Origin of the sequence: Staphylococcus sp. LKG3-1 (assembly GCF_048568385.1) — a bacterium.
Classification (GTDB): Bacteria; Bacillota; Bacilli; order Staphylococcales; family Staphylococcaceae; genus Staphylococcus; species Staphylococcus saprophyticus.
Window position 1 is genome coordinate 2,236,366 of sequence record NZ_CP183796.1, and the last position, 25,755, is coordinate 2,262,120.

26 protein-coding genes and 1 other annotated feature are annotated in these 25,755 nt (G+C 35.6%); of the genes, 25 read left to right on the top strand and 1 reads right to left on the bottom strand.

Annotation, left to right across the window (positions count from 1 at the left end):
• Positions 1–54 precede the first annotated feature (54 nt).
• Together pdxS and pdxT are read left to right on the top strand one after the other, a co-directional pair.
• Positions 55–942: a pyridoxal 5'-phosphate synthase lyase subunit PdxS gene (gene pdxS, locus ACM595_RS11045; protein ID WP_011303857.1), complete on the top strand. Its 888-nt coding sequence runs from the start codon at positions 55–57 to the stop codon at positions 940–942.
• Between the two features lies 1 nt (position 943).
• Positions 944–1,519, top strand: coding sequence for a pyridoxal 5'-phosphate synthase glutaminase subunit PdxT (gene pdxT, locus ACM595_RS11050; RefSeq protein WP_011303856.1), 576 nt, complete (start codon positions 944–946; stop codon positions 1,517–1,519).
• 62 nt (positions 1,520–1,581) lie between these two features.
• On the opposite strand, the gene ACM595_RS11055 is transcribed toward pdxT, so the two are convergent.
• Positions 1,582–2,796, bottom strand: coding sequence for a NupC/NupG family nucleoside CNT transporter (locus ACM595_RS11055; RefSeq protein WP_037539112.1), 1,215 nt, complete (start codon positions 2,794–2,796; stop codon positions 1,582–1,584).
• Between the two features lie 156 nt (positions 2,797–2,952).
• Here ACM595_RS11055 and ACM595_RS11060 point away from each other — a divergent pair, with 156 nt between their 5' ends.
• From ACM595_RS11060 to rpoB, 23 genes are all read left to right on the top strand, one after another.
• On the top strand, positions 2,953–3,414 hold the full coding sequence (locus ACM595_RS11060; RefSeq protein WP_002484181.1) for a CtsR family transcriptional regulator: 462 nt from the start codon (positions 2,953–2,955) through the stop codon (positions 3,412–3,414).
• Positions 3,415–3,430: 16 nt separating this feature from the next.
• Positions 3,431–3,982 carry a UvrB/UvrC motif-containing protein gene (locus tag ACM595_RS11065; protein ID WP_011303853.1) on the top strand — a complete coding sequence of 184 codons (552 nt, stop codon included), beginning with the start codon at positions 3,431–3,433 and terminating at the stop codon, positions 3,980–3,982.
• Positions 3,975–4,985, top strand: a complete 1,011-nt coding sequence (locus ACM595_RS11070; RefSeq protein ID WP_069819507.1) for a protein arginine kinase — start codon at positions 3,975–3,977, stop codon at positions 4,983–4,985. The genes ACM595_RS11065 and ACM595_RS11070 overlap by 8 nt, the downstream gene beginning before the upstream one ends.
• A gap of 11 nt (positions 4,986–4,996) precedes the next feature.
• Positions 4,997–7,459 carry an ATP-dependent Clp protease ATP-binding subunit gene (locus ACM595_RS11075; protein WP_002484178.1) on the top strand — a complete coding sequence of 821 codons (2,463 nt, stop codon included), beginning with the start codon at positions 4,997–4,999 and terminating at the stop codon, positions 7,457–7,459.
• A gap of 348 nt (positions 7,460–7,807) precedes the next feature.
• Positions 7,808–9,178 carry a DNA repair protein RadA gene (radA, locus tag ACM595_RS11080; protein WP_037539109.1) on the top strand — a complete coding sequence of 457 codons (1,371 nt, stop codon included), beginning with the start codon at positions 7,808–7,810 and terminating at the stop codon, positions 9,176–9,178.
• A 61-nt stretch (positions 9,179–9,239) separates the two neighbouring features.
• Positions 9,240–10,298 (top strand): PIN/TRAM domain-containing protein, encoded by a 1,059-nt coding sequence (locus ACM595_RS11085; RefSeq protein WP_037539107.1) that lies wholly within the window; start codon positions 9,240–9,242, stop codon positions 10,296–10,298.
• 417 nt (positions 10,299–10,715) lie between these two features.
• Positions 10,716–12,170 (top strand): glutamate--tRNA ligase, encoded by a 1,455-nt coding sequence (gltX, locus tag ACM595_RS11090; protein ID WP_041079565.1) that lies wholly within the window; start codon positions 10,716–10,718, stop codon positions 12,168–12,170.
• 346 nt (positions 12,171–12,516) lie between these two features.
• Positions 12,517–13,158, top strand: a complete 642-nt coding sequence (gene cysE / locus ACM595_RS11095; protein WP_041079568.1) for a serine O-acetyltransferase — start codon at positions 12,517–12,519, stop codon at positions 13,156–13,158.
• Positions 13,142–14,542 (top strand): cysteine--tRNA ligase, encoded by a 1,401-nt coding sequence (gene cysS / locus ACM595_RS11100; RefSeq protein WP_069838209.1) that lies wholly within the window; start codon positions 13,142–13,144, stop codon positions 14,540–14,542. The genes cysE and cysS overlap by 17 nt, the downstream gene beginning before the upstream one ends.
• A 1-nt stretch (position 14,543) precedes the next feature.
• Entirely contained in the window at positions 14,544–14,930 is a 387-nt protein-coding gene (locus ACM595_RS11105; RefSeq protein ID WP_011303846.1) for a Mini-ribonuclease 3, read from the top strand.
• 7 nt (positions 14,931–14,937) lie between these two features.
• Positions 14,938–15,687, top strand: coding sequence for a 23S rRNA (guanosine(2251)-2'-O)-methyltransferase RlmB (gene rlmB / locus ACM595_RS11110; protein WP_002484171.1), 750 nt, complete (start codon positions 14,938–14,940; stop codon positions 15,685–15,687).
• Complete coding sequence (locus ACM595_RS11115; RefSeq protein WP_011303845.1) at positions 15,684–16,205, top strand: NYN domain-containing protein; 522 nt, start codon at positions 15,684–15,686, stop codon at positions 16,203–16,205. Before rlmB ends, ACM595_RS11115 begins: the two co-directional genes overlap by 4 nt.
• Positions 16,206–16,279: 74 nt before the next feature.
• The gene (locus ACM595_RS11120; protein ID WP_002484169.1) at positions 16,280–16,855 is read left to right on the top strand and encodes an RNA polymerase sigma factor; all 576 of its coding nucleotides are present in this window, start codon (positions 16,280–16,282) and stop codon (positions 16,853–16,855) included.
• 130 nt (positions 16,856–16,985) lie between these two features.
• The gene (rpmG, locus tag ACM595_RS11125; RefSeq protein ID WP_037539105.1) at positions 16,986–17,129 is read left to right on the top strand and encodes a 50S ribosomal protein L33; all 144 of its coding nucleotides are present in this window, start codon (positions 16,986–16,988) and stop codon (positions 17,127–17,129) included.
• Positions 17,130–17,257: 128 nt separating this feature from the next.
• A complete protein-coding gene (gene secE / locus ACM595_RS11130) occupies positions 17,258–17,437 on the top strand; it encodes a preprotein translocase subunit SecE (RefSeq protein WP_002484168.1) in 180 nt (59 codons plus the stop codon).
• Between the two features lie 14 nt (positions 17,438–17,451).
• A complete protein-coding gene (nusG, locus tag ACM595_RS11135; RefSeq protein WP_011303841.1) occupies positions 17,452–18,000 on the top strand; it encodes a transcription termination/antitermination protein NusG in 549 nt (182 codons plus the stop codon).
• A complete protein-coding gene (locus tag ACM595_RS11140; protein ID WP_157999611.1) occupies positions 17,987–18,145 on the top strand; it encodes a hypothetical protein in 159 nt (52 codons plus the stop codon). Before nusG ends, ACM595_RS11140 begins: the two co-directional genes overlap by 14 nt.
• A 309-nt stretch (positions 18,146–18,454) precedes the next feature.
• Positions 18,455–18,877, top strand: coding sequence for a 50S ribosomal protein L11 (gene rplK, locus ACM595_RS11145; protein ID WP_002484165.1), 423 nt, complete (start codon positions 18,455–18,457; stop codon positions 18,875–18,877).
• 231 nt (positions 18,878–19,108) lie between these two features.
• Complete coding sequence (rplA, locus tag ACM595_RS11150; protein WP_002484164.1) at positions 19,109–19,804, top strand: 50S ribosomal protein L1; 696 nt, start codon at positions 19,109–19,111, stop codon at positions 19,802–19,804.
• An 83-nt stretch (positions 19,805–19,887) separates the two neighbouring features.
• Positions 19,888–20,035, top strand: a sequence feature (ribosomal protein L10 leader region).
• A 78-nt stretch (positions 20,036–20,113) separates the two neighbouring features.
• On the top strand, positions 20,114–20,623 hold the full coding sequence (rplJ, locus tag ACM595_RS11155; RefSeq protein WP_002484163.1) for a 50S ribosomal protein L10: 510 nt from the start codon (positions 20,114–20,116) through the stop codon (positions 20,621–20,623).
• A 41-nt stretch (positions 20,624–20,664) separates the two neighbouring features.
• Positions 20,665–21,033: a 50S ribosomal protein L7/L12 gene (gene rplL / locus ACM595_RS11160; protein ID WP_002484162.1), complete on the top strand. Its 369-nt coding sequence runs from the start codon at positions 20,665–20,667 to the stop codon at positions 21,031–21,033.
• A 225-nt stretch (positions 21,034–21,258) separates the two neighbouring features.
• Entirely contained in the window at positions 21,259–21,867 is a 609-nt protein-coding gene (locus ACM595_RS11165; RefSeq protein ID WP_011303840.1) for a class I SAM-dependent methyltransferase, read from the top strand.
• Positions 21,868–22,065: 198 nt separating this feature from the next.
• Positions 22,066–25,617, top strand: a complete 3,552-nt coding sequence (rpoB, locus tag ACM595_RS11170) for a DNA-directed RNA polymerase subunit beta (protein ID WP_419744299.1) — start codon at positions 22,066–22,068, stop codon at positions 25,615–25,617.
• Positions 25,618–25,755 lie beyond the last annotated feature (138 nt).

Genomic DNA, 25,755 nt, shown 5'->3' on the forward strand with positions numbered 1-25,755 from the left:
CCAGTTTATCTCTTAAAATGAATTTAATCAACTAAGTAAAGGGGTAATACAGATATGTCTAAAGTTACTGGATCAGAGAGAGTTAAAAGAGGCATGGCAGAAATGCAAAAAGGCGGCGTCATTATGGACGTTGTAAATGCAGAGCAAGCTAAAATTGCGGAAGAAGCAGGAGCGGTTGCTGTCATGGCGTTAGAACGTGTACCATCTGACATTAGAGCAGCAGGTGGCGTAGCGCGTATGGCTAATCCAAAAATTGTAGAGGAAGTAATGAATGCTGTTTCAATACCAGTCATGGCGAAAGGACGTATCGGTCATATTACGGAGGCACGTGTACTTGAGTCTATGGGTGTAGATTATATCGATGAGTCTGAAGTATTAACACCTGCTGATGAAGAATATCATTTAAGAAAAGATACATTTACAGTACCATTTGTCTGTGGATGTCGTAATTTAGGTGAAGCAGCTCGTCGTATTGGTGAGGGTGCAGCGATGTTACGTACGAAAGGTGAACCTGGTACTGGTAATATTGTGGAAGCAGTAAGACATATGAGACAAGTTAATTCTGAAGTAAGTCGTTTAACTGTTATGAATGACGATGAGATTATGACAGAAGCTAAAAATATTGGTGCGCCATATGAAGTATTAAAAAATATTAAAGAAAATGGTAAATTACCAGTAGTTAATTTTGCAGCAGGTGGTGTTGCGACACCTCAAGATGCCGCTTTAATGATGGAATTAGGCGCAGATGGTGTGTTTGTAGGATCAGGTATTTTTAAATCTGAAGATCCAGAAAAATTTGCAAAAGCCATTGTTCAAGCAACAACACATTATCAAGATTATGAATTAATTGGTCGTTTAGCAAAAGAGCTAGGTATAGCGATGAAAGGTTTAGATATCAATGACCTGTCTTTAGAAGAACGTATGCAAGAGCGTGGTTGGTAATATGAAAATTGGTGTATTAGCACTTCAAGGTGCAGTCAGAGAGCATATACATCACATAGAATTAAGCGGTCACGAAGGCGTTGCAATTAAGCGAATTGAACAATTAGAAGAGATTGATGGTCTGATCTTACCTGGTGGAGAATCCACAACATTGCGTAGATTAATGAATTTATATGGTTTCAAAGAAGCCTTACAGCAATCAACATTACCAATGTTTGGCACATGTGCAGGTCTTATTGTAATGGCTAAACAGATTTCTGGGGAAGATGGCTACTTAGATAAACTCGATATCACAGTTCAAAGAAATTCATTTGGACGACAAGTAGATAGTTTTGAAAGTGAATTAGATGTAAAAGGCATTGCGGAAGATATCGAAGGCGTATTTATCAGAGCACCTCATATTGAAGCGACACATGGTGATGTTGATGTACTTAGTACAGTTGGTGATAAAATTGTTGCCGTTCAAGAAGGACGTTATTTAGGTGTATCATTCCATCCTGAATTGACAGATGATTATAGAGTGACACAGTATTTTATTGAAGCAATTGTCAAACCGACACTTACTGAAAAAGTTTAAAAATAAATATAGTAAAAAGCAGTCATGTATTTTAAATATACATGACTGCTTTTATGTTTAAATTAGATAAAGAATCCTGCAATAGCTGCTGAAATAAATGAAACTAAAGTTGCACCGAATAATAGTTTTAATCCGAAACGTGCAACCATGTCACCTTTTTCATTGTTCAATGATTTGATAGCGCCTGAGATGATACCGATTGAACTGAAGTTCGCAAATGAAACGACGAAGACTGAAATAACACCTTTCGCATGTTCACTCATATCTTTCACTTGGCTTAAGCTTTGCATGGCAACGAACTCGTTAGATAATAATTTTGTCGCCATAATAGAACCAGCTTGTACAGCATCGTTCCAAGGAACACCAACTAAGAAGGCAAATGGTGCAAATACGAAACCGATAAGTGTTTGGAAGTCCCAAGTAATGCTACCTCCAGAAATACCAGTGAATATTGCACTGACAAGACCGTTAAGTAACGCGATAATTGCTATGTAACCAATTAACATTGCTCCTACAATAACTGCTACTTTAAAACCGTCTAAAATATACTCGCCTAACATTTCGAAGAAAGATTGCTTCACTGCTTCACTTTCTTGAACGATTAGTTTATCCTCTTTGGCATCTACTTTATAAGGATTAATGATAGAAGCGATAATGAAACCGCCAAATAAGTTCAATACGACTGCCGTAACAACGTAACGTGGCTCGATTAAGGTGAAATAGGCACCAATAATGGAAGCTGATACTGTAGACATCGCTGAAGCCGTCAAAGTATAAAGGCGTTGTTTAGGTATATGAGCTAATTCTTTCTTTAATGAAATAAACACTTCAGATTGTCCTAAAATGGCTGCCGCAACAGCATTGTAAGATTCTAAACGACCCATACCATTTATTTTAGAAATAGCTAAACCAAGTACATTAATAATCCATGGTAGGATTTTCGTATATTGTAAAATACCAATTAATGCAGAAATAAATACGATTGGTAATAATACATTAAAGAAGAATGGAGGGTTCTTTGGATCTACAAATTCAAAACCACCAAAGACAAAGTTTACACCTTCTGCTGCTTTTGCTAATAAATAGTTAAAGCCATCTGATATGCCGCCAATGACTGTGATACCGAATTTCGTTTTAAGTAAAATAAATGCGAATACAAGTTGTATGACTAACAATAGTCCGATATATTGCCATCGGATATTTTTTCTATCTGAGCTAAATAGAAACGCTAATGCAAGAAACACTACTATCCCAATTAAACCGATAATTATATGCATAAGTTATTCATCCCTTTTAAATTTTCTTAACTTCTATAATACAATAAAATTGATAGCACTTACATGTTTAATTTAAAAATTTTAAAACATATTGGTTGAAAAAGGTCAAAGTTGGTCATATAATATAGTCAAAGAAGGTCAAAAGAGGTGATAATCATGCACAACATGTCCGACATCATAGAACAATACATTAAAAAATTATTTGAAGACACCAATGAAGACGTTGTTGAAATTCAACGAACCAATATTGCGCAGCGCTTTGACTGTGTGCCTTCTCAGCTTAATTATGTAATCAAAACACGTTTCACAAATGAACATGGCTATGAAATTGAAAGTAAAAGAGGTGGCGGTGGTTACATTCGAATCACTAAAATTGAAAATAGAGACGAAACAGGTTACATTAATCACTTACTTCAATTAGTAGGGCCATCTATTTCACAGCAACAGGCATATTACATTGTGGATGGTTTGTTAGATAAATCATATATTAATGAGCGAGAAGCAAAAATGATATACGCTGTAATAGATAGAGAAACATTGAAGATGGATATACTATCTAGAGATATTATCCGAGCAAATATAATTAAAAGATTGTTACATGTTATAAATTATTATTAAAGCGAGGTGTTGCGTCGTGCTATGCGAAAATTGTCATTTGAATGAAGCAGAAGTGAAATTGGCAGTGAAAGGGCAAGATGGTATAAATGAAAAATGGGTATGTTCCACGTGTGCACAAGGCGGTAATCCTTGGACACAAAATCAACAAATCCAAGCCCAAGATGATATCGAAGGTGCGTTTGTAGTCAAACAAATCTTGCAACATCTAGCTGCTAAACATGGTATCGATTTTGATGAAATTGCTTTTAAAGAAGAGAAACGCTGTCCAACTTGCCATATGACATTAAAAGATATTGCACATGTTGGTAAATTTGGTTGTGCAGACTGCTATGCGACATTTAAAGATGACATAGTCGATATTGTACGACGCGTACAAGGTGGTCAAATTGAGCACATTGGAAAAACACCGAGATCTTCACATAGAAAATTGGCTTTAAAAAAACAAATTGAGGAAAAATCTTCTTATCTAAATCAATTGATAGAAGAGCAAAATTTTGAAGAAGCTGCCGTTGTTCGTGATGAAATCAAGGCATTAAAAGAGGACAGCGAGGTGAAACATGATGAGTAAAAATGATATTAGTGCATATATGAGTGAATGGATGAGAGATAGAGAAGAAAGTCCCATCGTTATGTCATCAAGGATTCGTTTAGCACGAAATCTTGAAAACCATGTGCACCCACTCATGTTTCCGTCTGAACAAGATGGTTTTAGAATTATTAATGAAGTACAAGATGCGCTTCCCGATTTAGCTGTCCAACGATTAGACGCAATGGATCAGCAAAGTAAATATAAACTTGTCGCGAAACATCTTATTAGTCCAGAATTAATCAGACAACCTGCATCGGCAGTGCTACTGAACGAGGATGAATCGTTAAGCATTATGGTAAATGAAGAAGACCATTTGCGTATTCAAGCGATGGGAAATGATTTATCTTTATCTTCATTATATGAAAAAGCTTCAGAGATTGACGATAAACTAGACAGTGAATTAGATGTAAGTTTTGATGAAACTTTAGGCTATTTAACAACTTGTCCAACAAACATTGGTACAGGCATGCGAGCAAGTGTTATGTTGCATTTACCAGGCCTAACGATTATGAAACGAATGAATCGAATTGCACAAACAATCAATCGTTTCGGTTTTACAATTAGGGGCATTTATGGAGAAGGTTCGCAAGTTTATGGTCATATCTATCAAATTTCAAATCAACTTACATTAGGAAAAACTGAAGAAGACATCATTGAAAGTTTATCAGAAGTCGTTCAACAAATTATTAATGAAGAAATGCAGATTCGTGAACGCTTAAACCGACATAACTATACTGAAACATTAGATAGAGTGTATCGTTCGTTAGGTATATTAAAATATAGTAGACTGATATCTATGGAGGAAGCTTCACTAAGATTAAGTGAGGTCAAACTGGGTATTGATTTAGAATACATTGAATTAGAAGACTTCAAGTTTAATGAACTGATGGTTGCGATACAATCACCATTTTTATTAGATGATGAAGATGATAGAACTGTTAATGAAAAAAGAGCAGATATATTAAGAGAACATATAAATTAGGAGGTTGCGCTATGCTATTTGGAAGACTTACAGAAAGAGCACAACGTGTATTAGCACATGCTCAAGAAGAAGCAATTCGTTTAAACCATTCAAATATAGGAACAGAACATCTACTTTTAGGTTTAATGAAAGAACCTGAAGGTATTGCTGCCAAAGTTTTAGAAACTTTTGAGATTACTGAAGAAAAAGTTGTTGAAGAAGTAGAAAAATTAATTGGCCATGGTCAAGAACAAATGGGTGCATTGCACTACACACCTCGTGCGAAAAAAGTTATAGAATTATCAATGGATGAAGCAAGAAAATTACATCATAACTTTGTTGGAACAGAGCATATTTTGCTTGGTCTAATCAGAGAAAATGAAGGTGTCGCAGCACGCGTATTTGCAAACTTAGATTTAAATATAACAAAAGCACGTGCACAAGTTGTTAAAGCGTTAGGTAGCCCTGAAATGAGCAACAAAAATGCACAAGCAAACAAATCAAATAACACACCAACATTGGATAGTCTTGCACGTGACTTAACTGTTATCGCTAAAGACGGTACGTTAGATCCAGTGATTGGCAGAGATAAAGAAATAACAAGAGTCATTGAAGTGTTAAGTCGTCGTACTAAGAACAACCCTGTATTAATTGGTGAACCAGGTGTTGGTAAAACAGCAATTGCGGAAGGTTTAGCACTAGCAATTGTTAATAATGAAGTACCTGAAACATTAAAAGGAAAACGTGTAATGTCATTAGATATGGGAACAGTAGTGGCTGGAACGAAATATCGTGGTGAATTTGAAGAACGTTTGAAAAAAGTTATGGAAGAAATACACCAAGCAGGTAATGTGATATTATTCATTGATGAATTACACACACTAGTTGGTGCTGGTGGCGCAGAAGGTGCGATTGATGCTTCAAATATTCTTAAACCAGCCTTAGCACGTGGCGAGCTACAATGTATCGGTGCGACAACATTGGATGAATATCGTAATAATATTGAAAAAGATGCAGCACTTGAACGTCGTTTCCAACCTGTTCAAGTAGATGAACCTACAGTAGAAGACACTATTGAAATCTTAAAAGGTTTACGTGATCGCTATGAAGCACATCACCGTATCAATATTTCTGATGAAGCATTGGTATCAGCTGCTAAATTGAGTCATCGCTATGTTTCAGACCGTTTCTTACCAGATAAAGCGATTGATTTAATTGATGAAGCTAGTTCAAAAGTAAGACTGAAAAGTCATACAACACCACCAAACTTAAAAGAAATTGAACAACAAATTGAACAAGTCAAAAATGAAAAAGATGCTGCAGTACATGCTCAAGAATTCGAAAATGCGGCAAATCTTCGTGATAAACAAACTAAATTAGAAAAACAATATGAAGAAGCTAATACGAATTGGAAGAATACTCAAAACGGTGATAACACATCATTATCTGAAGAAGATATCGGTGAAGTGATCGCTGGTTGGACAGGTATTCCATTGACTAAAATTAATGAAACAGAATCAGATCGTCTGCTTAACTTAGAGGATACACTACACAATAGAGTGATTGGACAAAAAGACGCAGTGACATCCATTAGTAAAGCAGTGAGACGTGCAAGAGCTGGATTGAAAGATCCTAAACGTCCAATCGGTAGCTTTATTTTCTTAGGACCTACGGGTGTAGGTAAGACTGAGTTAGCACGTGCGTTAGCAGAGTCTATGTTCGGTGAAGACGATGCTATGATCCGCGTTGACATGAGTGAGTTCATGGAAAAACATGCTGTCAGCCGTTTAGTTGGTGCTCCTCCAGGCTATGTAGGACATGACGATGGTGGACAATTAACTGAAAAAGTAAGACGTAAACCTTATTCTGTTATTTTATTTGATGAAATCGAAAAAGCACATCCAGATGTATTTAACATCTTGCTACAAGTGTTAGACGATGGTCATCTAACAGATACCAAAGGTCGTCGTGTTGACTTCCGTAATACGGTAATTATTATGACATCAAATGTTGGCGCGCAAGAATTACAAGATCAACGTTTTGCTGGTTTTGGTGGCGCTACAGAAGGTCAAGATTATGAATCAATTCGCAAGACAATGATGAAAGAATTGAAAAATGCTTTCCGTCCAGAGTTCTTAAACCGTGTTGATGATATCATTGTATTCCACAAACTTTCTAAAGATGAGTTGAAACAAATTGTGACAATGATGGTTAACAAACTTACTAATCGACTTTCTGAACAAGATATTAATATATCGGTTACAGAAGCGGCTAAAGAGAAAATTGCCGAAGAAGGTTACGATCCAGAGTATGGTGCAAGACCACTTATTCGTGCTATTCAAAAAACAGTTGAAGATAACTTGAGTGAATTGATTTTAGACGGTAACCAAATTGAAGGTAAAGAAGTTAAAATTGATCACGATGGTAAAGAATTCAAATATGATATTACGGAAAGACAAGATTCAGCTAAAGATAAAGAAACATCTGAATCATAATATCAATAAAGTTAATGTTAGGACCTAGGACATCATCGCATGTCCTAGGTTCTTTTTCTGTATAAAGGGTTAAATTATTAAATTATCATTGGAAACTAACTTACAACATGATGCATTCATACTATTATTTGTAAATTCAAGCTATAATATGATTGGTACTTAAACGTTAGACGTGGTATTTTATAAAAATAGCTTATATCAATATGAGAAACGTTGAAATGATACATAATTTTAATTTAAGAAATATACATATTAATTGAGAGAATTATTATTGCTGAGAATAAAATTTGTTTTTAAATAGTCAGAGGTTTAAAATAGATTTGTTCAATGAAAGGTGGAGGTGCTGTTTTGGCTAAAAAGAAAGTGATTTTTGAATGTATGGCATGTGGTTATCAGTCACCGAAATGGATGGGGAAATGCCCAAACTGTGGTGGTTGGAATCAAATGGAAGAAATTGTCGAACAAAAGGCAGCCAGTCCAAAACATGGCGTACGCAGTCGAGACAATGTATCTAAAGTACAAAAATTAAATGAAATTAAACATGAAACAACACCTAGGGTTAAAACAAATTCAAACGAATTTAACCGCGTACTAGGTGGAGGTATTGTTAATGGTTCACTTGTCTTAATTGGTGGTGATCCTGGTATTGGGAAATCGACATTACTATTACAAATTTGTGCATCATTATCCCAATCTAAAAACGTATTATATATCACTGGTGAAGAATCATTGAGTCAAACGAAATTAAGAGCGGAAAGATTAGATGAAGATTCTAGTGAATTAAATGTATTTGCCGAAACAGATTTAGAAGTAATCCATGAAACGGTTAAACAAATTAAACCAGATTTACTTGTTGTGGATTCTATACAAACAATATTCCACCCTGAAATCAGCTCGGCACCAGGCTCGGTGTCACAAGTTAGAGAAAGTACGCAGAGCTTAATGAATATAGCTAAACAGATGAATATTGCGACGTTTATTGTCGGACATGTAACAAAAGAAGGTCAAATCGCTGGGCCGCGTTTACTTGAACATATGGTGGACACAGTGCTTTACTTCGAAGGTGATGAACACCACGCATATCGTATTTTAAGAGCTGTGAAAAACCGTTTTGGTTCTACAAATGAAATGGGTATCTTTGAGATGAAGCAAACAGGTTTGAAAGGCGTTAAAAACCCTTCGGAAATGTTTCTTGAAGAACGTTCAGCCAATGTACCAGGTTCCACGATTGTTTCTACCATGGAAGGTACGAGACCTTTATTGATTGAAGTACAAGCATTAGTGACACCGACAACTTTTAATAATCCGAGACGTATGGCAACGGGCATAGATCATAATCGATTGAGTTTGCTCATGGCCGTATTAGAAAAGAAAGAAAATTATCTCCTTCAGCAGCAAGATGCTTATATCAAAGTTGCGGGTGGTGTGAGACTTACTGAGCCAGCAGTAGATTTAGGTATCATTATTGCGACGGCTTCAAGCTTTAAAGATTTAACGGTGGACGGCTTGGACTGTTTCATCGGTGAGGTAGGTCTTACTGGAGAAGTCAGACGTGTTTCTCGAATAGAACAACGTGTCCAAGAAGCTGAAAAATTAGGGTTCAAACGTGTGATTATCCCTGAGTCCAATATTGGGGGATGGCAATTTCCTGAAGGTATAAAAGTAATTGGGGTTAAAAGTGTTCATGAAGCTTTAAAATACGCATTAACAAAACATTAAAAATAATTATGCTTTAATAATATAAGGTTGAATAATTGTCGGAAGAAAGGAGCGTTAACTTGTGAACATGATAAGACTTATTGTTATCTTGTGCTATATCATTTTAGGTGCAAGTATAGGTGTATACCTTTTGCCAGAAATCTTTGATGATATAGGGCTAGGTAATATATCATTATTAACTAATACGTATTTTAATGGACTACTAGGTATTATAATTTTCTTTTTAATATTTGGTTGGTTTATTAAAAAAGCAACACTTGCTTTAAAAGAATTAGAACGAACAATTATGCGTCAAAGCGCAGTAGAAATTTTATTTGCTACAATTGGACTAATGATAGGCTTACTGATTTCAGTTATGATATCTTTTATATTCCAAATTATCGGCAACAACATCATCAATCATTTTGTACCAATCATTATTACAATTATTTTAGGTTATTTCGGCTTCCAATTTGGTTTGCGAAAACGTGACGAAATGTTGCTATTTTTACCAGAAAATATGGCGCGTTCTATGTCTATCAATGCACGAAACGCAGTGCCAAAGATTATAGATACAAGTGCAATTATAGATGGCCGAATTTTAGACATTATTGAATGTGGATTTATTGATGGTGAAATATTAATTCCTCAAGGTGTAATCAACGAACTTCAAGTCGTTGCGGACGCCAATGATAGTGTGAAACGTGAGAAAGGTCAACGTGGTTTAGATATATTAAACTCTTTATATGATACAAATCATCCGACTAGAATTATTCATCCGACGAAAACGCATAGCGATATTGATGCAATGTTAATTAAATTAGCGCAACATTATAGAGCGCACATTATAACGACAGATTTTAATTTAAATAAAGTATGTCATGTGCAAGGAATCCAAGCACTTAATGTGAATGATTTATCTGAAGCAATCAAGCCCTCTGTACATCAAGGTGACCGATTCAGTCTATTACTTACAAAAATGGGTAAAGAGTCTGGGCAAGCAGTTGGTTATTTAGACGATGGAACGATGGTTGTTGTGGATAACGCTAAAAAACACATTGGCGAACATATCGATTTAGAAGTGATTAGCTTATTACAAACTTCATCGGGTAGAATTATTTTTGCGAAAAAATTAAATTAAAACGTAGGGTTTCATGTGAAACTGTAGCAAATGTTGTTACAGTTTCGTGTGGAGCCTTTTTTATATTTAAAAATATAGACAAAGTCATGGTTAATTTAAGCACAGCAATATCATATTAGCGGTTAAAGTGCTACAATAGATAGCGAAATTGTATTTCTAAAAAAGGAATGTCACATAATCAATTATTGTGTGATGCTTGGAGCAGACTTTGGTAAGAGATACTTTAAAAAATAATAAGCTATGGTATGATTAATAAGCGATAAATAATAAACTTATTAATGGTTGAGCGGTATTTTTTTATAAATGATAAGTAGATAAAAGATATGCGTTCGGCTTATTTATTGCGTTTGTGAAACGCATTTTACATTAATAACGTATGTTGAAAATAATTAATATGATAAAACGGGAGTGAACATAATGAGTGATCGTGTAAGAGTGAGATACGCACCAAGTCCAACTGGATATTTGCATATCGGTAATGCAAGAACTGCATTATTTAACTATTTATTTGCTAAACATTATGATGGTGATTTTGTAATTCGTATTGAAGATACGGATAGTAAGCGTAATTTAGTTGATGGAGAATCATCGCAATTTGATAACTTAAAATGGTTAGGTATCGAATGGGATGAATCTGTTGATAAAGATAAAGGTTATGGACCGTATCGTCAGTCTGAACGTGCAGAAATTTATAATCCGCTGATTCAACAATTATTGGATGAAGACAAAGCTTACAAATGTTATATGACTGAAGACGAATTAGAAGAAGAGCGTCAACAGCAAATCGAACGTGGTGAAATGCCGCGTTATGGTGGTGAACATGCACATTTAACTGAAGAAGAACGTCAACAATTTGAAGCGGAAGGTCGCAAACCTTCAATTCGTTTCCGTGTACCTAAAGATACGACATATTCATTTGATGATATGGTTAAAGGTGAAATTTCATTTGATTCAAATAACATGGGTGACTGGGTCATTGTTAAAAAAGATGGTATCCCAACGTATAACTTTGCGGTAGCTATCGATGACCATTACATGGAAATTTCAGATGTTATTCGTGGTGATGACCATATTTCAAACACACCAAAACAATTAATGATTTATGAAACATTTGGTTGGGAAGCACCAAGATTTGCACATATGTCACTTATCGTAAACGAAGAACGTAAAAAATTAAGTAAACGTGACGGTCAAATCCTACAGTTTATCGAGCAATATCGTGATTTAGGATATTTACCTGAAGCATTATTTAACTTTATTACATTGTTAGGTTGGTCACCAGAAGGCGAAGATGAAATTTATTCTAAAGAAGACTTTATTAAAATCTTTGATGAAAAACGCCTATCTAAATCGCCAGCATTTTTCGATAAACAGAAACTTGCATGGGTTAATAATCAATATATGAAACAAAAAGATACTGAAACAGTATTTGAATTAGCTTTACCTCACTTAATTAAAGCTGAATTGTTACCGGAAAATCCAAGTGAAGCGGACCTAGATTGGGGACGTAAACTTGTTTCACTTTATCAAAAAGAAATGAGCTATGCTGGAGAAATTGTACCGTTATCGGAATTATTCTTCCGTGATGAACAAACATTAGGTGACGATGAGCAAGAAGTTATTGCAGGTGAGCAAGTACCAGAATTGATGAACCATTTATATAGTAAATTAGAAGCACTTGAACCATTTGAAGCTGCTGAAATTAAAAAAACGATTAAAGAAGTTCAAAAAGAAACGGGTATCAAAGGTAAACAATTATTTATGCCTATCCGTGTTGCTGTTACTGGTCAAATGCATGGCCCAGAATTACCAAATACAATTGAAGTATTAGGTAAAGATAAAGTATTATCACGTTTGAAAAAATATGTATAAATAAGCGTTGAGTATTGTAAAGGTTGTGTTAAATAGATAACACTTGAAAAATTACAATAAACAACCTATGATTAACATTGAAATCAGCAAAGGATTAGTATGTGATGGACGGTGTCAAGAGAGTGTGCGGTAGCTGTGAGCACATCACTTAAATTACAGAATGCACCTTTGTGCAAATAAAGTGAATAACTTAAATGAGAATTATAAGGAATAGACTTGATATCAATCAGTACAAAGTTTGATTTAGGCAATTACTTATATAAAATGAGAGTGGAACCGTGCAAAAGCACCTCTAACAATAAAGTTAGGGGTGCTTTTTTATAAGGAGGTAGCAACCTTGTTTAAGATGTTGAAAAGAATAAAAGACGATGTGAATATGGTGTTTGAACAAGATCCTGCAGCACGTACAACTTTAGAAGTTGTTACTTCATATGCAGGCGTGCATGCGGTCTGGAGTCATTTGATTGCACATGAACTATATAAAAAGAAAAAATATGTCTTAGCGAGATTAATTTCACAAATTACACGCTTTTTTACAGGTATTGAAATTCACCCAGGCGCCCAAATCGGTAGACGTTTATTCATTGACCATGGCATGGGCGTAGTGATTGGAGAAACTTGTCGAATTGGAGATAATGTAACGATTTATCAAGGCGTTACATTAGGCGGTACGGGTAAAGAAAAAGGAAAACGCCATCCAGATATAGGGGATAATGTACTTATTGCTGCGGGAGCAAAAGTACTTGGTAATATTACAATTAATTCAAATGTGAATATCGGTGCGAACTCAGTCGTACTTAATACTGTACCTAGTTATTCAACTGTAGTCGGTATTCCAGGACACATTGTAAAACAAGACGGCAGACGTATTGGCAAAACATTTGATCACCGTAATTTACCTGACCCAATCTACGAGCAATTAAAAGAACTTGAAAAACAACTTGAGAAAACAAGAAATGGAGAGATACAAGATGATTACATTATATAATACATTAACGCGTCAAAAAGAGACGTTTGAACCAATTGAACCTGGTAAAGTTAAAATGTATGTTTGTGGACCAACTGTATATAATTATATTCATATCGGAAATGCACGACCAGCTATCAATTACGATGTAGTAAGAAGATATTTTGAATATCAAGGCTATGAAGTCGTATTTGTTTCAAATTTTACAGATGTAGATGACAAATTAATTAAACGCTCAAAAGAATTGGACGAATCAGTTGAAACGATTGCTGATCGCTACATTGATGCATTCTACGAAGATGTAGGTGCGTTAAATGTAAAAAAAGCAACGTCTAATCCACGTGTTATGAATCATATGGATGACATCATTAACTTTATAAAAGACCTCGTTGATGAAGGTTATGCTTATGAAAGTGGCGGCGATGTTTATTTTAGAACACGAAAATTCCAAGATTACGGTAAATTAAGCCATCAATCTTTAAATGATTTAAAAGTAGGCGCACGTATTGAACAGGGTGAACAGAAGGAAGATGCATTAGATTTTACGTTATGGAAGCAAGCTAAACCAGGTGAAATCAGTTGGGAAAGCCCATTTGGTGAAGGTAGACCTGGCTGGCATATTGAATGTTCAGTAATGGCTTATCATGAATTGGGTGCCACAATTGATATTCATGCGGGTGGTACAGATTTACAGTTCCCACACCATGAAAATGAAATTGCGCAATCAGAGGCACATAACCACGCGACGTTTGCGAACTATTGGATGCATAATGGTTTCATCAATATAGATAATGAAAAAATGAGTAAATCATTAGGCAACTTTGTTTTAGTACACGACATCATCAAACAAATTGATCCAGATGTATTACGCTTTTTCATGATTAGTGTACATTATAGAAGTCCTATTAATTATAATATGGAACTTGTCGAAGCGGCTAAAAGCGGTTTGGAACGTGTACGTAACAGCTATCAAGCGATTGAAGAACGTGAAGCAATTGCTACAGATATTGAAGCGCAAAGTGATTATATTGCTGAAATAGATAAAATTTTAGAGCAATTTGAAACCGTTATGAATGATGATTTTAATACAGCGAATGCTATTACTGCTTGGTATGATTTGGCTAAATTAGCAAATAAATACGTGCTAGAAAACACAACGTCTACGAGAGTACTTGGACGTTTTAAAGAAGTTTATCAAATCTTTAGTGATGTACTAGGAGTGCCTTTGAAAGGCAAAGATAGTGATGAACTACTAGATGAAGAAGTCGAAGCGCTGATTGAAGAAAGAAACAATGCAAGAAAAGATAAAGATTTCGCTCGAGCAGATGAAATACGTGATCAATTAAAAGAACAAAATATTATATTAGAAGACACGCCTCAAGGTGTGAGATTTAAACGTGGCTAATATGAATAATAAATTATTAAATCCGTTGACACTTGCTTACATGGGTGACGCTGTCTTAGATCAACACGTGAGAGCATATATCGTTTTAAAATTAAAAGCAAAGCCTAATCGTTTACATCAAGAAGCTAAACGCTACGTTTCAGCTAAGAGTCAAGCGCTGACGCTAGAGTCATTAATGGAAAATGAATGGTTTTCAGAAGAAGAATTAGATATCGTGCGTCGAGGTAGAAACGCTAAAAGTTATACCAAAGCAAAAAATACAGATATTCAAACATATAGAAAAAGTTCTGGGCTAGAGGCAATCATTGGTTACTTATATTTAGAAAAAGAAGATGCACGTTTAGCGGCACTATTAGAACAAATTGTACAAATCGTAGACGAAAGGTAGTGATACTATGGAAGAGATCGTAATTGTTGGTCGACATGCAGTAAAAGAAGCTATTGTCTCAGGACATACTATTAATAAAATTCTGATTCAAGATACTATCAAAAAAGGCCAAATCAACGAAATTTTAAAATTAGCGAATAGTAATAAAATTATAGTTCAATCTGTACCGAAATCTAAAATAGATGGATTGTCAGATTCACCTCACCAGGGTGTTGCTGCTTACATTGCTCCATATGAATATGCGGACTTTGATGCATTTGTTGCGCAACAAAAAGCACAAGATAAATTATCGACAGTATTAATTTTAGATGGTTTAGAAGACCCACATAACCTAGGATCAATCTTAAGAACCGCAGATGCTTCAGGTGTTGATGGTGTCATAATTCCTAAGAGACGTTCAGTTGCTTTAACACAAACGGTTGCCAAAGCATCGACGGGCGCTATTCAGCATATACCAGTAATGAGGGTGACTAATTTGGCTAACACGATTGAAACGCTAAAGGATAACGGCTATTGGATTGTTGGTACTGAAGCTGAAAATTCAACGGACTATAGAGAAATGGATGCTGGCATGCCACTAGGTATTGTGATAGGTAGTGAAGGTCAAGGTATGAGCCGTTTAGTTAAAGAAAAATGCGATTTCTATATCAATATTCCAATGGTAGGTCATGTTAACAGTCTAAATGCATCAGTAGCAGCAAGTTTAATGATGTATGAAGTTTTCCGCAAACGTAATTATATCGGAGATAAAGCATGAAAGATCGTTATTTAATCATTGATGGATATAATATGATTGGACAATCGCAGGAATTAAGTCGTATTGCACAAGATAACCTTGAAGAAGCACGTGAACAATTGCTCATTGCTATAGCGAACTATAACGCAGTCATTGCGGATGAAGTTGTCTGCGTATTCGATGCTTATGAACAATCCGGAGCGCCTACAGAATATATGTATCATGGTGTTAAAACGATTTTTACAAAAGAAAAAGAAACTGCAGATAGCTACATTGAACGTTATGTATATGACTTATATGACAAACATACAAGACATATTACAGTGGTTACGAGCGATATGAGTGAGCAACATGCTATTTTTGGTGCAGGTGCATATCGTGTGTCTTCAAGAGAAATGTGGAGAGATTTAAGAGAAAATGAAATTTCTGTATCGAAAAAGCTAGATGGATTTAATGAACAGAAACCCAGAACGCGTATCGAACTTTCAAATGAAATTCTTGAAGAATTTGAAAAATTAAGACGCGGCGATAATCATTAATTATTATAGCGGAGTTTGATTTTTTCAGTCCAACTGCTGTAATCTTTCTTTACTTCAAGGAAAGGATAACAGTAATGACAAGAAATAACCGCATTCCAACTAACACTTTAATTAATGGAGAAAAGAGAACCAAACCAATCGATGTGCCTGAAATTTTTAAAGTCTTAAGCCCAATGATTCGTAGACGTTTATATCATTTTGCTATACATCCAAACGACCAAGAAGATTTGTGTCAAGATGTGCTCGTAAGATTATACTGTGCATTTAAAAAATTTGATTTCACTGATGACACACCTATTGAGCATTATATAAATCGTGTGATTAAAAATGTAAAAAATGATTATATCCGTAAAAAATGCTATGGCAACCAACGACAAGAAATGCTGGTCAATGAATTTATAGTCAATTATCAAAATAGTAAAACAGAACACCCACTTGATAAACATATATTAGCTTTAGAGATAGGAAGTCAATTACAACAAGGATTAATGAAACTGACGGTCTTAGAAAAAAGTATCGTAATCTGTTTACTAAATGACTTTAAGCCGAAAGAAATTGCTGAAACACTAAATATACAAATCAAAGTGGTTTACAATGCGATACATCGTTGTAAAATGAAATTAAGACGCTATTTAGAAAATGAGAAATAGCGCGTGTTTTATTTAATTGTAACGGTCTGAATATATAGCATATCACGTACAAAGACGCTATTGCCGATTGACAATTGACTTAGAAATTATGTATAGTAGATTGGTATTATAATGAGTAAGGGGAAGACGAATGAAAAAAATACCATTGAATTGTGAAGTGTGTGGTAATCGAAATTATAACGTTCCCAAACAGAGTAATCTTGCATCTAGACTGGAATTGAAGAAATATTGTCCGAGATGTAATGCACATACGTTGCATAAAGAATCGAAATAACAAACGACATATTAAATTTACAATTGAGTGAATATGCCCTTCCATTTAAGTTGAGAGTATTGTATTTGCTTGATTTGTTGCATGGAATAAGCAAATAAGGAATAACGAAATATACGGAGGTCTTATAAATGGCTAAAAAAGAGAATTTCTTCCAAGGCGTAAAGTCAGAAATGGAAAAGACAAGTTGGCCAACGAAAGAAGAATTATTTAAATACACAGTCATTGTTGTAGCTACAGTAGTATTTTTCTTAGTATTCTTCTATGCCTTAGACTTAGGAATTGGTAGAATTATAGAGTTAATTAAATAGATAGGAGTGACGACATGTCTGAAGAAGTTGGCGCAAAGCGTTGGTATGCTGTGCATACTTATTCTGGTTATGAGAATAAAGTGAAAAAGAATTTAGAAAAACGTGTTGAATCTATGAATATGACTGAACAAATATTCAGAGTTGTTATACCAGAAGAAGAAGAAACACAAGTTAAAGATGGCAAAGCCAAAACATTAACTAAAAAAACATTCCCAGGATACGTGCTAGTCGAGTTAGTAATGACTGACGAATCGTGGTATATCGTAAGAAATACACCTGGTGTAACAGGATTTGTTGGTTCAGCTGGTGCTGGATCAAAACCAAATCCATTACTTCCTGAAGAAGCACGCTTCATCCTTAAACAAATGGGCATGAAAGAAAAAACAATCGATGTTCAAATTGACTTAGGTGAACAAGTAAGAATTAAATCAGGTCCATTTGCAAATCAAGTTGGTGAAGTTCAAGAAATTGAAGCGGATAAATTCAAACTTACTGTTCTTGTAGACATGTTTGGTAGAGAAACGCCAGTAGAAGTAGAATTTGATCAAGTTGAAAAACTGTAAGGCATATCAGAACGATGGTACTGGTAGAGGTCATACACAACTTGCAAAAGTTAGAAGTATGACTTTATATACATTATGTACAGCTGATTACAGAATTAATTTAGAAGAAAAAATGAGTTTGGCCTCACGTATTAACAGAAGCTAAAAGCTATAGCATTTTTGGTCTTTGCTAATAGTTAAGGAGGCAGTTGCTGGCTAGTTTAAAAAGCCTTTAAAATTGGGGCTCATTAACACTAGTCATCTTTCTCATGTGGGATGCGGGCTTTATTGTAGTGATATTAGATTTATGTTCCGTTCCCAAAATTTTACAAATTACCATTGCTTTATGTAATGGGTTAATGTTATAATACTGTGGTCGCGCTCATAGAGCGTTCATTTCGTCACGAAATGTAGAAGAGTGGGAGGACAAAACTGAGTCCTGTGACCACATCACGATATCAAGGAGGTGCACATCGTGGCTAAAAAAGTAGAAAAAGTTGTTAAATTACAAATTCCTGCAGGTAAAGCAAATCCAGCACCACCAGTTGGTCCAGCATTAGGTCAAGCAGGTGTGAATATTATGGGATTCTGTAAGGAATTCAACGCACGTACACAAGAAGACGCAGGTTTAATTATTCCGGTAGAAATCAGTGTTTATGAAGACCGTTCATTTACATTTATTACAAAAACTCCACCGGCGCCAGTACTACTTAAAAAAGCAGCAGGCGTTGAAAAAGGTTCAGGCGAACCTAACAAAACAAAAGTTGCTACAGTAACTAAAGATCAAGTACGTGAAATTGCAAACCAAAAAATGCAAGATTTAAATGCTGCAGACGAAGAAGCAGCTATGCGTATTATCGAAGGTACTGCTCGTAGTATGGGTATCACAGTTCAATAATATAAATTAGTAATGAAAACATAGATTGACGATAGAAGCAGATGACAGAAATGACAAACATGATGACAGCGTTCAATATTGTCGTAATATGAGGAGAAATGTCATTTATTAAGGAATGTTAATTCCTAAGATAAAATACAATTTTGACCTCACTGTTATCTGCTCTTAACTTGTGAAAGCAAGTAAATGTGGGAGGAAATTCCGCTAAAACCACTAAAGGAGGAACATGAAATGGCTAAAAAAAGCAAAAGATATCAAGAAGCAGCTAGCAAAATCGATCGCTTAAAACACTATAATGTTGAAGAAGCTGTTGAACTAGCTAAAGAAACAAACATCGCTAACTTTGATGCATCAGTTGAAGTAGCATTCCGTTTAGGTATTGATACTCGTAAAAATGATCAACAAATCCGTGGAGCAGTAGTGCTTCCAAACGGTACTGGTAAATCACAACGTGTATTAGTGTTCGCAAAAGGAGACAAAGCAGCAGAAGCTGAAGCAGCAGGTGCTGATTTCGTTGGCGAAGGCGAATATGTAGAAAAAATCCAACAAGGTTGGTTTGACTTTGACGTAGTAGTAGCTACACCAGACATGATGGGCGAAGTTGGTAAACTTGGTCGCGTATTAGGACCTAAAGGTTTAATGCCTAACCCTAAAACTGGAACAGTAACTATGGACGTTAAAAAAGCTGTTGAAGAAATCAAAGCTGGTAAAGTAGAATATCGTGCTGAGAAATCAGGTATTGTTCATGCATCAATTGGTAAAACATCATTTGATACTGACAAACTTGTTGAAAACTTCAAAACTTTACAAGACGTATTAACTAAAGCAAAACCTGCTTCAGCTAAAGGTACGTACTTCAAATCTGTTGCTGTAACTACAACAATGGGTCCTGGAGTTAAAGTTGATACTTCAAGCTTCAAACTATAATCTATAAATAAATGAAAAAGGCTGAAAGGTTTACTTTCAGTCTTTAAAAAAATATTGACATTGTACATTAATTTAGTTATATTGGTTAATGTATTATTTTACCTAAGACAGTAGGAGTTAGTAATAACTTAAAATTTGATCCTACCGAGGCTAAAATTGACTTGAACGTGAAGATTTTAGATCTTTCAAGCACTTTTTGCCGTGGGTAGAAAGTGCTTTTTTTATTGGATAATCTGAGGAACTGACGAACGTCAATCAACAGAACTTCAAAATTAAAAGCACCAAACTAAAATCTATGGAGGTGTCTAAATGTCTGCAATCATCGATGCAAAAAAACAAGAAGTTGATATTATTGCTGAACAACTTAAAAACTCAGTATCTACAGTTATCGTTGACTATCGTGGTCTAAGCGTTGCTGAAGTAACTGAATTACGTTCACAATTACGTGAAGCTGGTGTTGAATACAAAGTATTGAAAAACACTATGGTTCGTCGTGCAGCTCAACAAGCTGGTATTGACGGTTTAGATGAATTCTTAGTAGGTCCTACTGCAGTTGCTACTTCAACAGAAGATGTTGTTGCTCCAGCAAAAGTTATCGCAGGATTTGCAAAAGAACATCAAGCATTAGAAATTAAAACAGGTGTTATGGAAGGCAATGTTATTTCTGCTGAAGAAGTTAACACTGTTGGTACATTACCATCACACGACGGTCTTGTTTCTATGCTTTTATCAGTATTACAAGCTCCAGTACGCAACTTCGCTTATGCAGTTAAAGCTGTTGGAGAAGACAAAGAATCAAAAGAAGAAAGCGCTGAATAATTGCGCATAAACTAATTAAAATTAATGGAGGAATATTAAAAATGGCTAATCAAGAACAAATCATTGAAGCAATTAAAGAAATGTCAGTTTTAGAATTAAACGACTTAGTAAAAGCAATTGAAGAAGAATTTGGTGTAACTGCAGCAGCTCCAGTAGCAGCAGCAGGCGCAGCAGCAGGCGGAGACGCTGAAGCTGAAAAAACTGATTTCGATGTTGAATTAACTTCAGCTGGATCATCTAAAATCAAAGTCGTTAAAGCTGTTAAAGAAGCTACTGGCTTAGGATTAAAAGATGCTAAAGAATTAGTTGACGGAGCTCCTAAAGTAATCAAAGAAGCTTTACCTAAAGAAGAAGCTGAAAAACTTAAAGAAGCATTAGAAGAAGTTGGCGCTACAGTAGAATTAAAATAATTCTAGCTTGCTAACAATTCATAATTATATATTGAGGCTTATCTGCGTTGCTTAATGCAGCAACTACTTCGGTACGTTGGGATTGAGTGCGCTATAGATAGGCTGATATCTTTGAGAAATGAAAACCCCGTTATCCATATAACGGGGTTTTATCTTATTTGATCAATATCCAATCAAACGGGTATAGTATTAATCTAAGAAGAATTAGATTAAAGAGGTGTAGTCATGAATCATTACTATGATGAAAATCCTGAAGTAGAAAGTGATGAGTTGCTTTTTACGTACTCCTACGATAACCATGATTTAGAACTAATAACAGATTCAGGTGTATTTTCTAAAGGGAAAATAGACTTCGGCTCTGATTTATTAGTGACAACATTTTTGAAAGCATATCCCCCTGGTCCCACGAAGAAAATTATAGACGTTGGTTGTGGCTATGGCCCTATCGGTTTAATGATTGCAAAAGTTTCCCCACATCACGAAGTGACAATGGTTGATATTAACCAAAGAGCACTATCATTATCAAGAAAAAATAAAAAAAGAAACCGTATAGACAATGCTGAGATTATTGAAAGTAATGGTTTATCACAAGTAGAAGATAACACTTATGATTTTGTACTGACTAATCCGCCGATTAGAGCAGGGAAGCAAGTCGTTCACAGTATTTTAGAAGATGCTTTTAATAAATTGAAACAAGGTGGCGCCTTGTATGTAGTAATTCAGAAAAAGCAAGGTATGCCGTCAGCAAAGAAAAAAATGCAAGAAACATTCGATAACGTGGAAGTATTAGAAAAGAGCAAAGGCTACTACATTTTAAGAAGTGTAAAAGGTTGATTAAATAGCTGTATTCTGATATAGTAATAGAATGTAAAAAATTATGTTCAATAAGTGTGTACTTTTACGTATAAATTAACAATGTATATAAAGTGAAATAGAAAATGGTGTCATGAGTATGCTACCGTTTTCTTTTTGTCTAATTATATTGGGTGATTTAGTAAAAGTAAACACGCAATTTTTGAGGGGTGAATCTGTTTGGCAGGTCAATTTGTCCAATATGGAAGACATCGTAAACGTAGAAACTATGCGAGAATTTCAGAGGTATTAGAATTACCGAATTTAATTGAGATTCAAACTAAGTCTTACGATTGGTTCTTAGAAGAAGGTTTATTAGAAATGTTTAGAGACATTTCTCCGATTGAAGATTTCACAGGCAATCTATCTTTAGAGTTTGTAGATTACAGACTTGGAGAACCGAAATATGATTTAGAAGAATCTAAAAACCGTGATACAACGTATTCTGCACCTCTACGTGTTAAAGTGCGTTTGATTATCAAGGAAACTGGCGAAGTAAAAGAACAAGAAGTGTTTATGGGTGATTTCCCATTAATGACAGATACAGGTACATTCGTAATTAACGGTGCTGAACGTGTTATCGTTTCACAATTAGTTCGTTCACCATCCGTATACTTCAATGAAAAACTAGATAAAAATGGTCGTATCAACTTCGATGCTACAATTATTCCAAACCGTGGTGCTTGGTTAGAATATGAAACAGATGCAAAAGATGTTGTTTACGTACGTATTGATAGAACTAGAAAATTACCATTAACAGTATTATTACGTGCTTTAGGTTTCTCTACAGATCAAGAAATCGTTGATCTTTTAGGTGACAATGAGTACTTACGTAATACTTTAGAAAAAGATGGTACAGAAACAACAGATCAAGCGCTATTAGAAATCTATGAGCGTTTACGCCCTGGTGAACCACCTACAGTAGAAAATGCTAAGAGTCTTTTATATTCTCGTTTCTTCGATCCGAAACGTTATGACTTAGCAAGCGTAGGTCGTTACAAAGCAAACAAAAAACTTCATTTAAAACACCGCTTGTTTAATCAAAAATTAGCAGAACCTATTGTTAATACTGAAACAGGTGAAATTGTTGCTGAAGAAGGTACTGTGCTTGATCGTCGTAATCTCGATGAAATCATGGATGTACTGGAAGCAAATGCTAACAGTGAAGTCTTTGAGTTAGAAGGTACAGTGATTGATGAACCTGTTGAAATTCAATCTATTAAAGTTTATGTTCCTAACGATGAAGAAGGACGTACAACGACAGTGATTGGTAATGCATTCCCTGATTCAGAAGTGAAATGTATTACACCAGCAGATATTATTGCATCAATGTCTTACTTCTTTAACTTATTAAGTGGTATTGGCTTCACAGATGATATTGACCACCTTGGTAACCGTCGTCTACGTTCAGTAGGTGAATTGTTACAAAACCAATTCCGTATTGGTTTATCAAGAATGGAACGTGTTGTACGTGAAAGAATGTCTATCCAAGACACTGATTCTGTAACGCCACAACAATTAATCAATATTCGTCCAGTGATTGCATCTATCAAAGAATTCTTTGGTAGTTCACAATTATCACAATTCATGGACCAAGCGAATCCGTTAGCTGAGTTAACGCATAAACGTCGTTTATCAGCTCTAGGACCTGGTGGTTTAACGCGTGAACGTGCTCAAATGGAAGTACGTGACGTTCACTATTCTCACTATGGCCGTATGTGTCCAATTGAAACGCCAGAGGGTCCAAACATCGGACTTATTAACTCGTTATCTAGTTATGCGCGTGTAAATGAATTCGGCTTTATTGAAACACCTTACCGTAAAGTGGATCTTGAAACGAATTCAATCACGGATCAAATTGACTATTTAACAGCTGATGAAGAAGATAGCTATGTTGTAGCACAAGCAAACTCAGCATTAGACGAAAATGGCCGTTTCACAGCAGACGAAGTTGTTTGTCGTTTCCGTGGTAATAATACAGTTATGGCCAAAGAAAAAATGGATTATATGGATGTCTCACCTAAACAAGTTGTTTCTGCAGCGACAGCATGTATTCCTTTCTTAGAAAACGATGACTCTAACCGTGCATTGATGGGTGCGAACATGCAACGTCAAGCAGTGCCATTGATGAATCCAGAATCACCATTTGTAGGTACAGGTATGGAGCACGTGGCAGCACGTGACTCTGGTGCAGCAATTGTTGCAAAACGTAAAGGTCGCGTTGAGCACGTTGAATCTAATGAAATTCTTGTTCGTCAACTTATCGAAGAAGACGGTCAAGAATACGAAGGCGAATTAGATCGCTATCCATTAGCTAAATTCAAACGTTCAAATACGGGTACTTGTTATAACCAAAGACCTATCGTTGCTTCTGGTGACGTAGTAACTAAAGGTGAAATTTTAGCCGATGGTCCTTCAATGGAACTTGGTGAAATGGCATTAGGTAGAAACGTAGTTGTTGGTTTCATGACTTGGGACGGTTACAACTATGAGGATGCTGTTATTATGAGTGAACGCCTAGTTAAAGATGACGTATATACGTCTATTCATATTGAAGAGTATGAATCAGAAGCGCGTGATACGAAACTAGGACCTGAAGAAATCACTCGCGATATTCCTAACGTTTCTGACAGTGCACTTAAAAACTTAGATGACCGTGGTATTGTATACGTCGGCGCTGAAGTTAATGATGGTGACATCTTAGTAGGTAAAGTAACGCCTAAAGGTGTAACAGAATTAACTGCAGAAGAACGTTTACTACACGCTATCTTTGGTGAAAAAGCACGTGAAGTTCGCGATACATCATTACGCGTACCTCATGGTGCAGGTGGTATTGTTCTAGATGTTAAAGTCTTTAACCGTGAAGAAGGAGACGATACATTATCTCCAGGTGTTAACCAATTAGTGCGTGTTTATATCGTTCAAAAACGTAAAATTCACGTAGGAGATAAAATGTGTGGTCGTCATGGTAACAAAGGTGTTATTTCTAAACTTGTTCCTGAAGAAGATATGCCATATCTTCCAGACGGCACACCAATCGATATCATGTTGAACCCACTTGGTGTTCCTTCACGTATGAATATCGGACAAGTATTAGAGCTACACTTAGGTATGGCTGCTAAAAACTTAGGTATTCACGTTGCATCACCAGTATTTGATGGTGCGAGTGATGAAGATGTTTGGTCAACAATTGAAGAAGCTGGTATGGCTCGTGATGGTAAGACAGTATTATACGATGGACGTACGGGTGAACCATTCGATAACAGAATTTCAGTCGGCGTTATGTACATGCTGAAACTTGCACACATGGTTGATGACAAACTACACGCACGTTCAACTGGACCATATTCACTTGTAACGCAACAACCACTTGGTGGTAAAGCACAATTTGGTGGGCAACGTTTCGGTGAAATGGAAGTATGGGCACTTGAAGCTTACGGTGCTGCATATACACTTCAAGAAATTTTAACTTACAAATCCGATGATACAGTAGGTCGTGTGAAAACATATGAATCTATTGTTAAAGGTGAAAATATTACTAAACCAGGTGTTCCTGAATCATTCCGAGTATTGATGAAAGAATTACAAAGTTTAGGACTAGATGTTAAAATTATGGACGAGCATGACAATGAAATTGACATGCAAGATAATGAAGAAGAAGATGTCGTTGAACGTAAAGTGGATCTTCAACAAAAAGATGCTCCACAATCACAAAAAGAAGTTACAGACTAATTGCATTTAAGTTTATAAATGAATATGCCGTGAAGAGCTGTGTGCTTAATTAGTGCACACTCTAAGCGGGCATTTCATTATTGATATAGAGCAATCAATCAATTTGCACAGCTAATCTAAATTGAAGGAGGTAGGCTC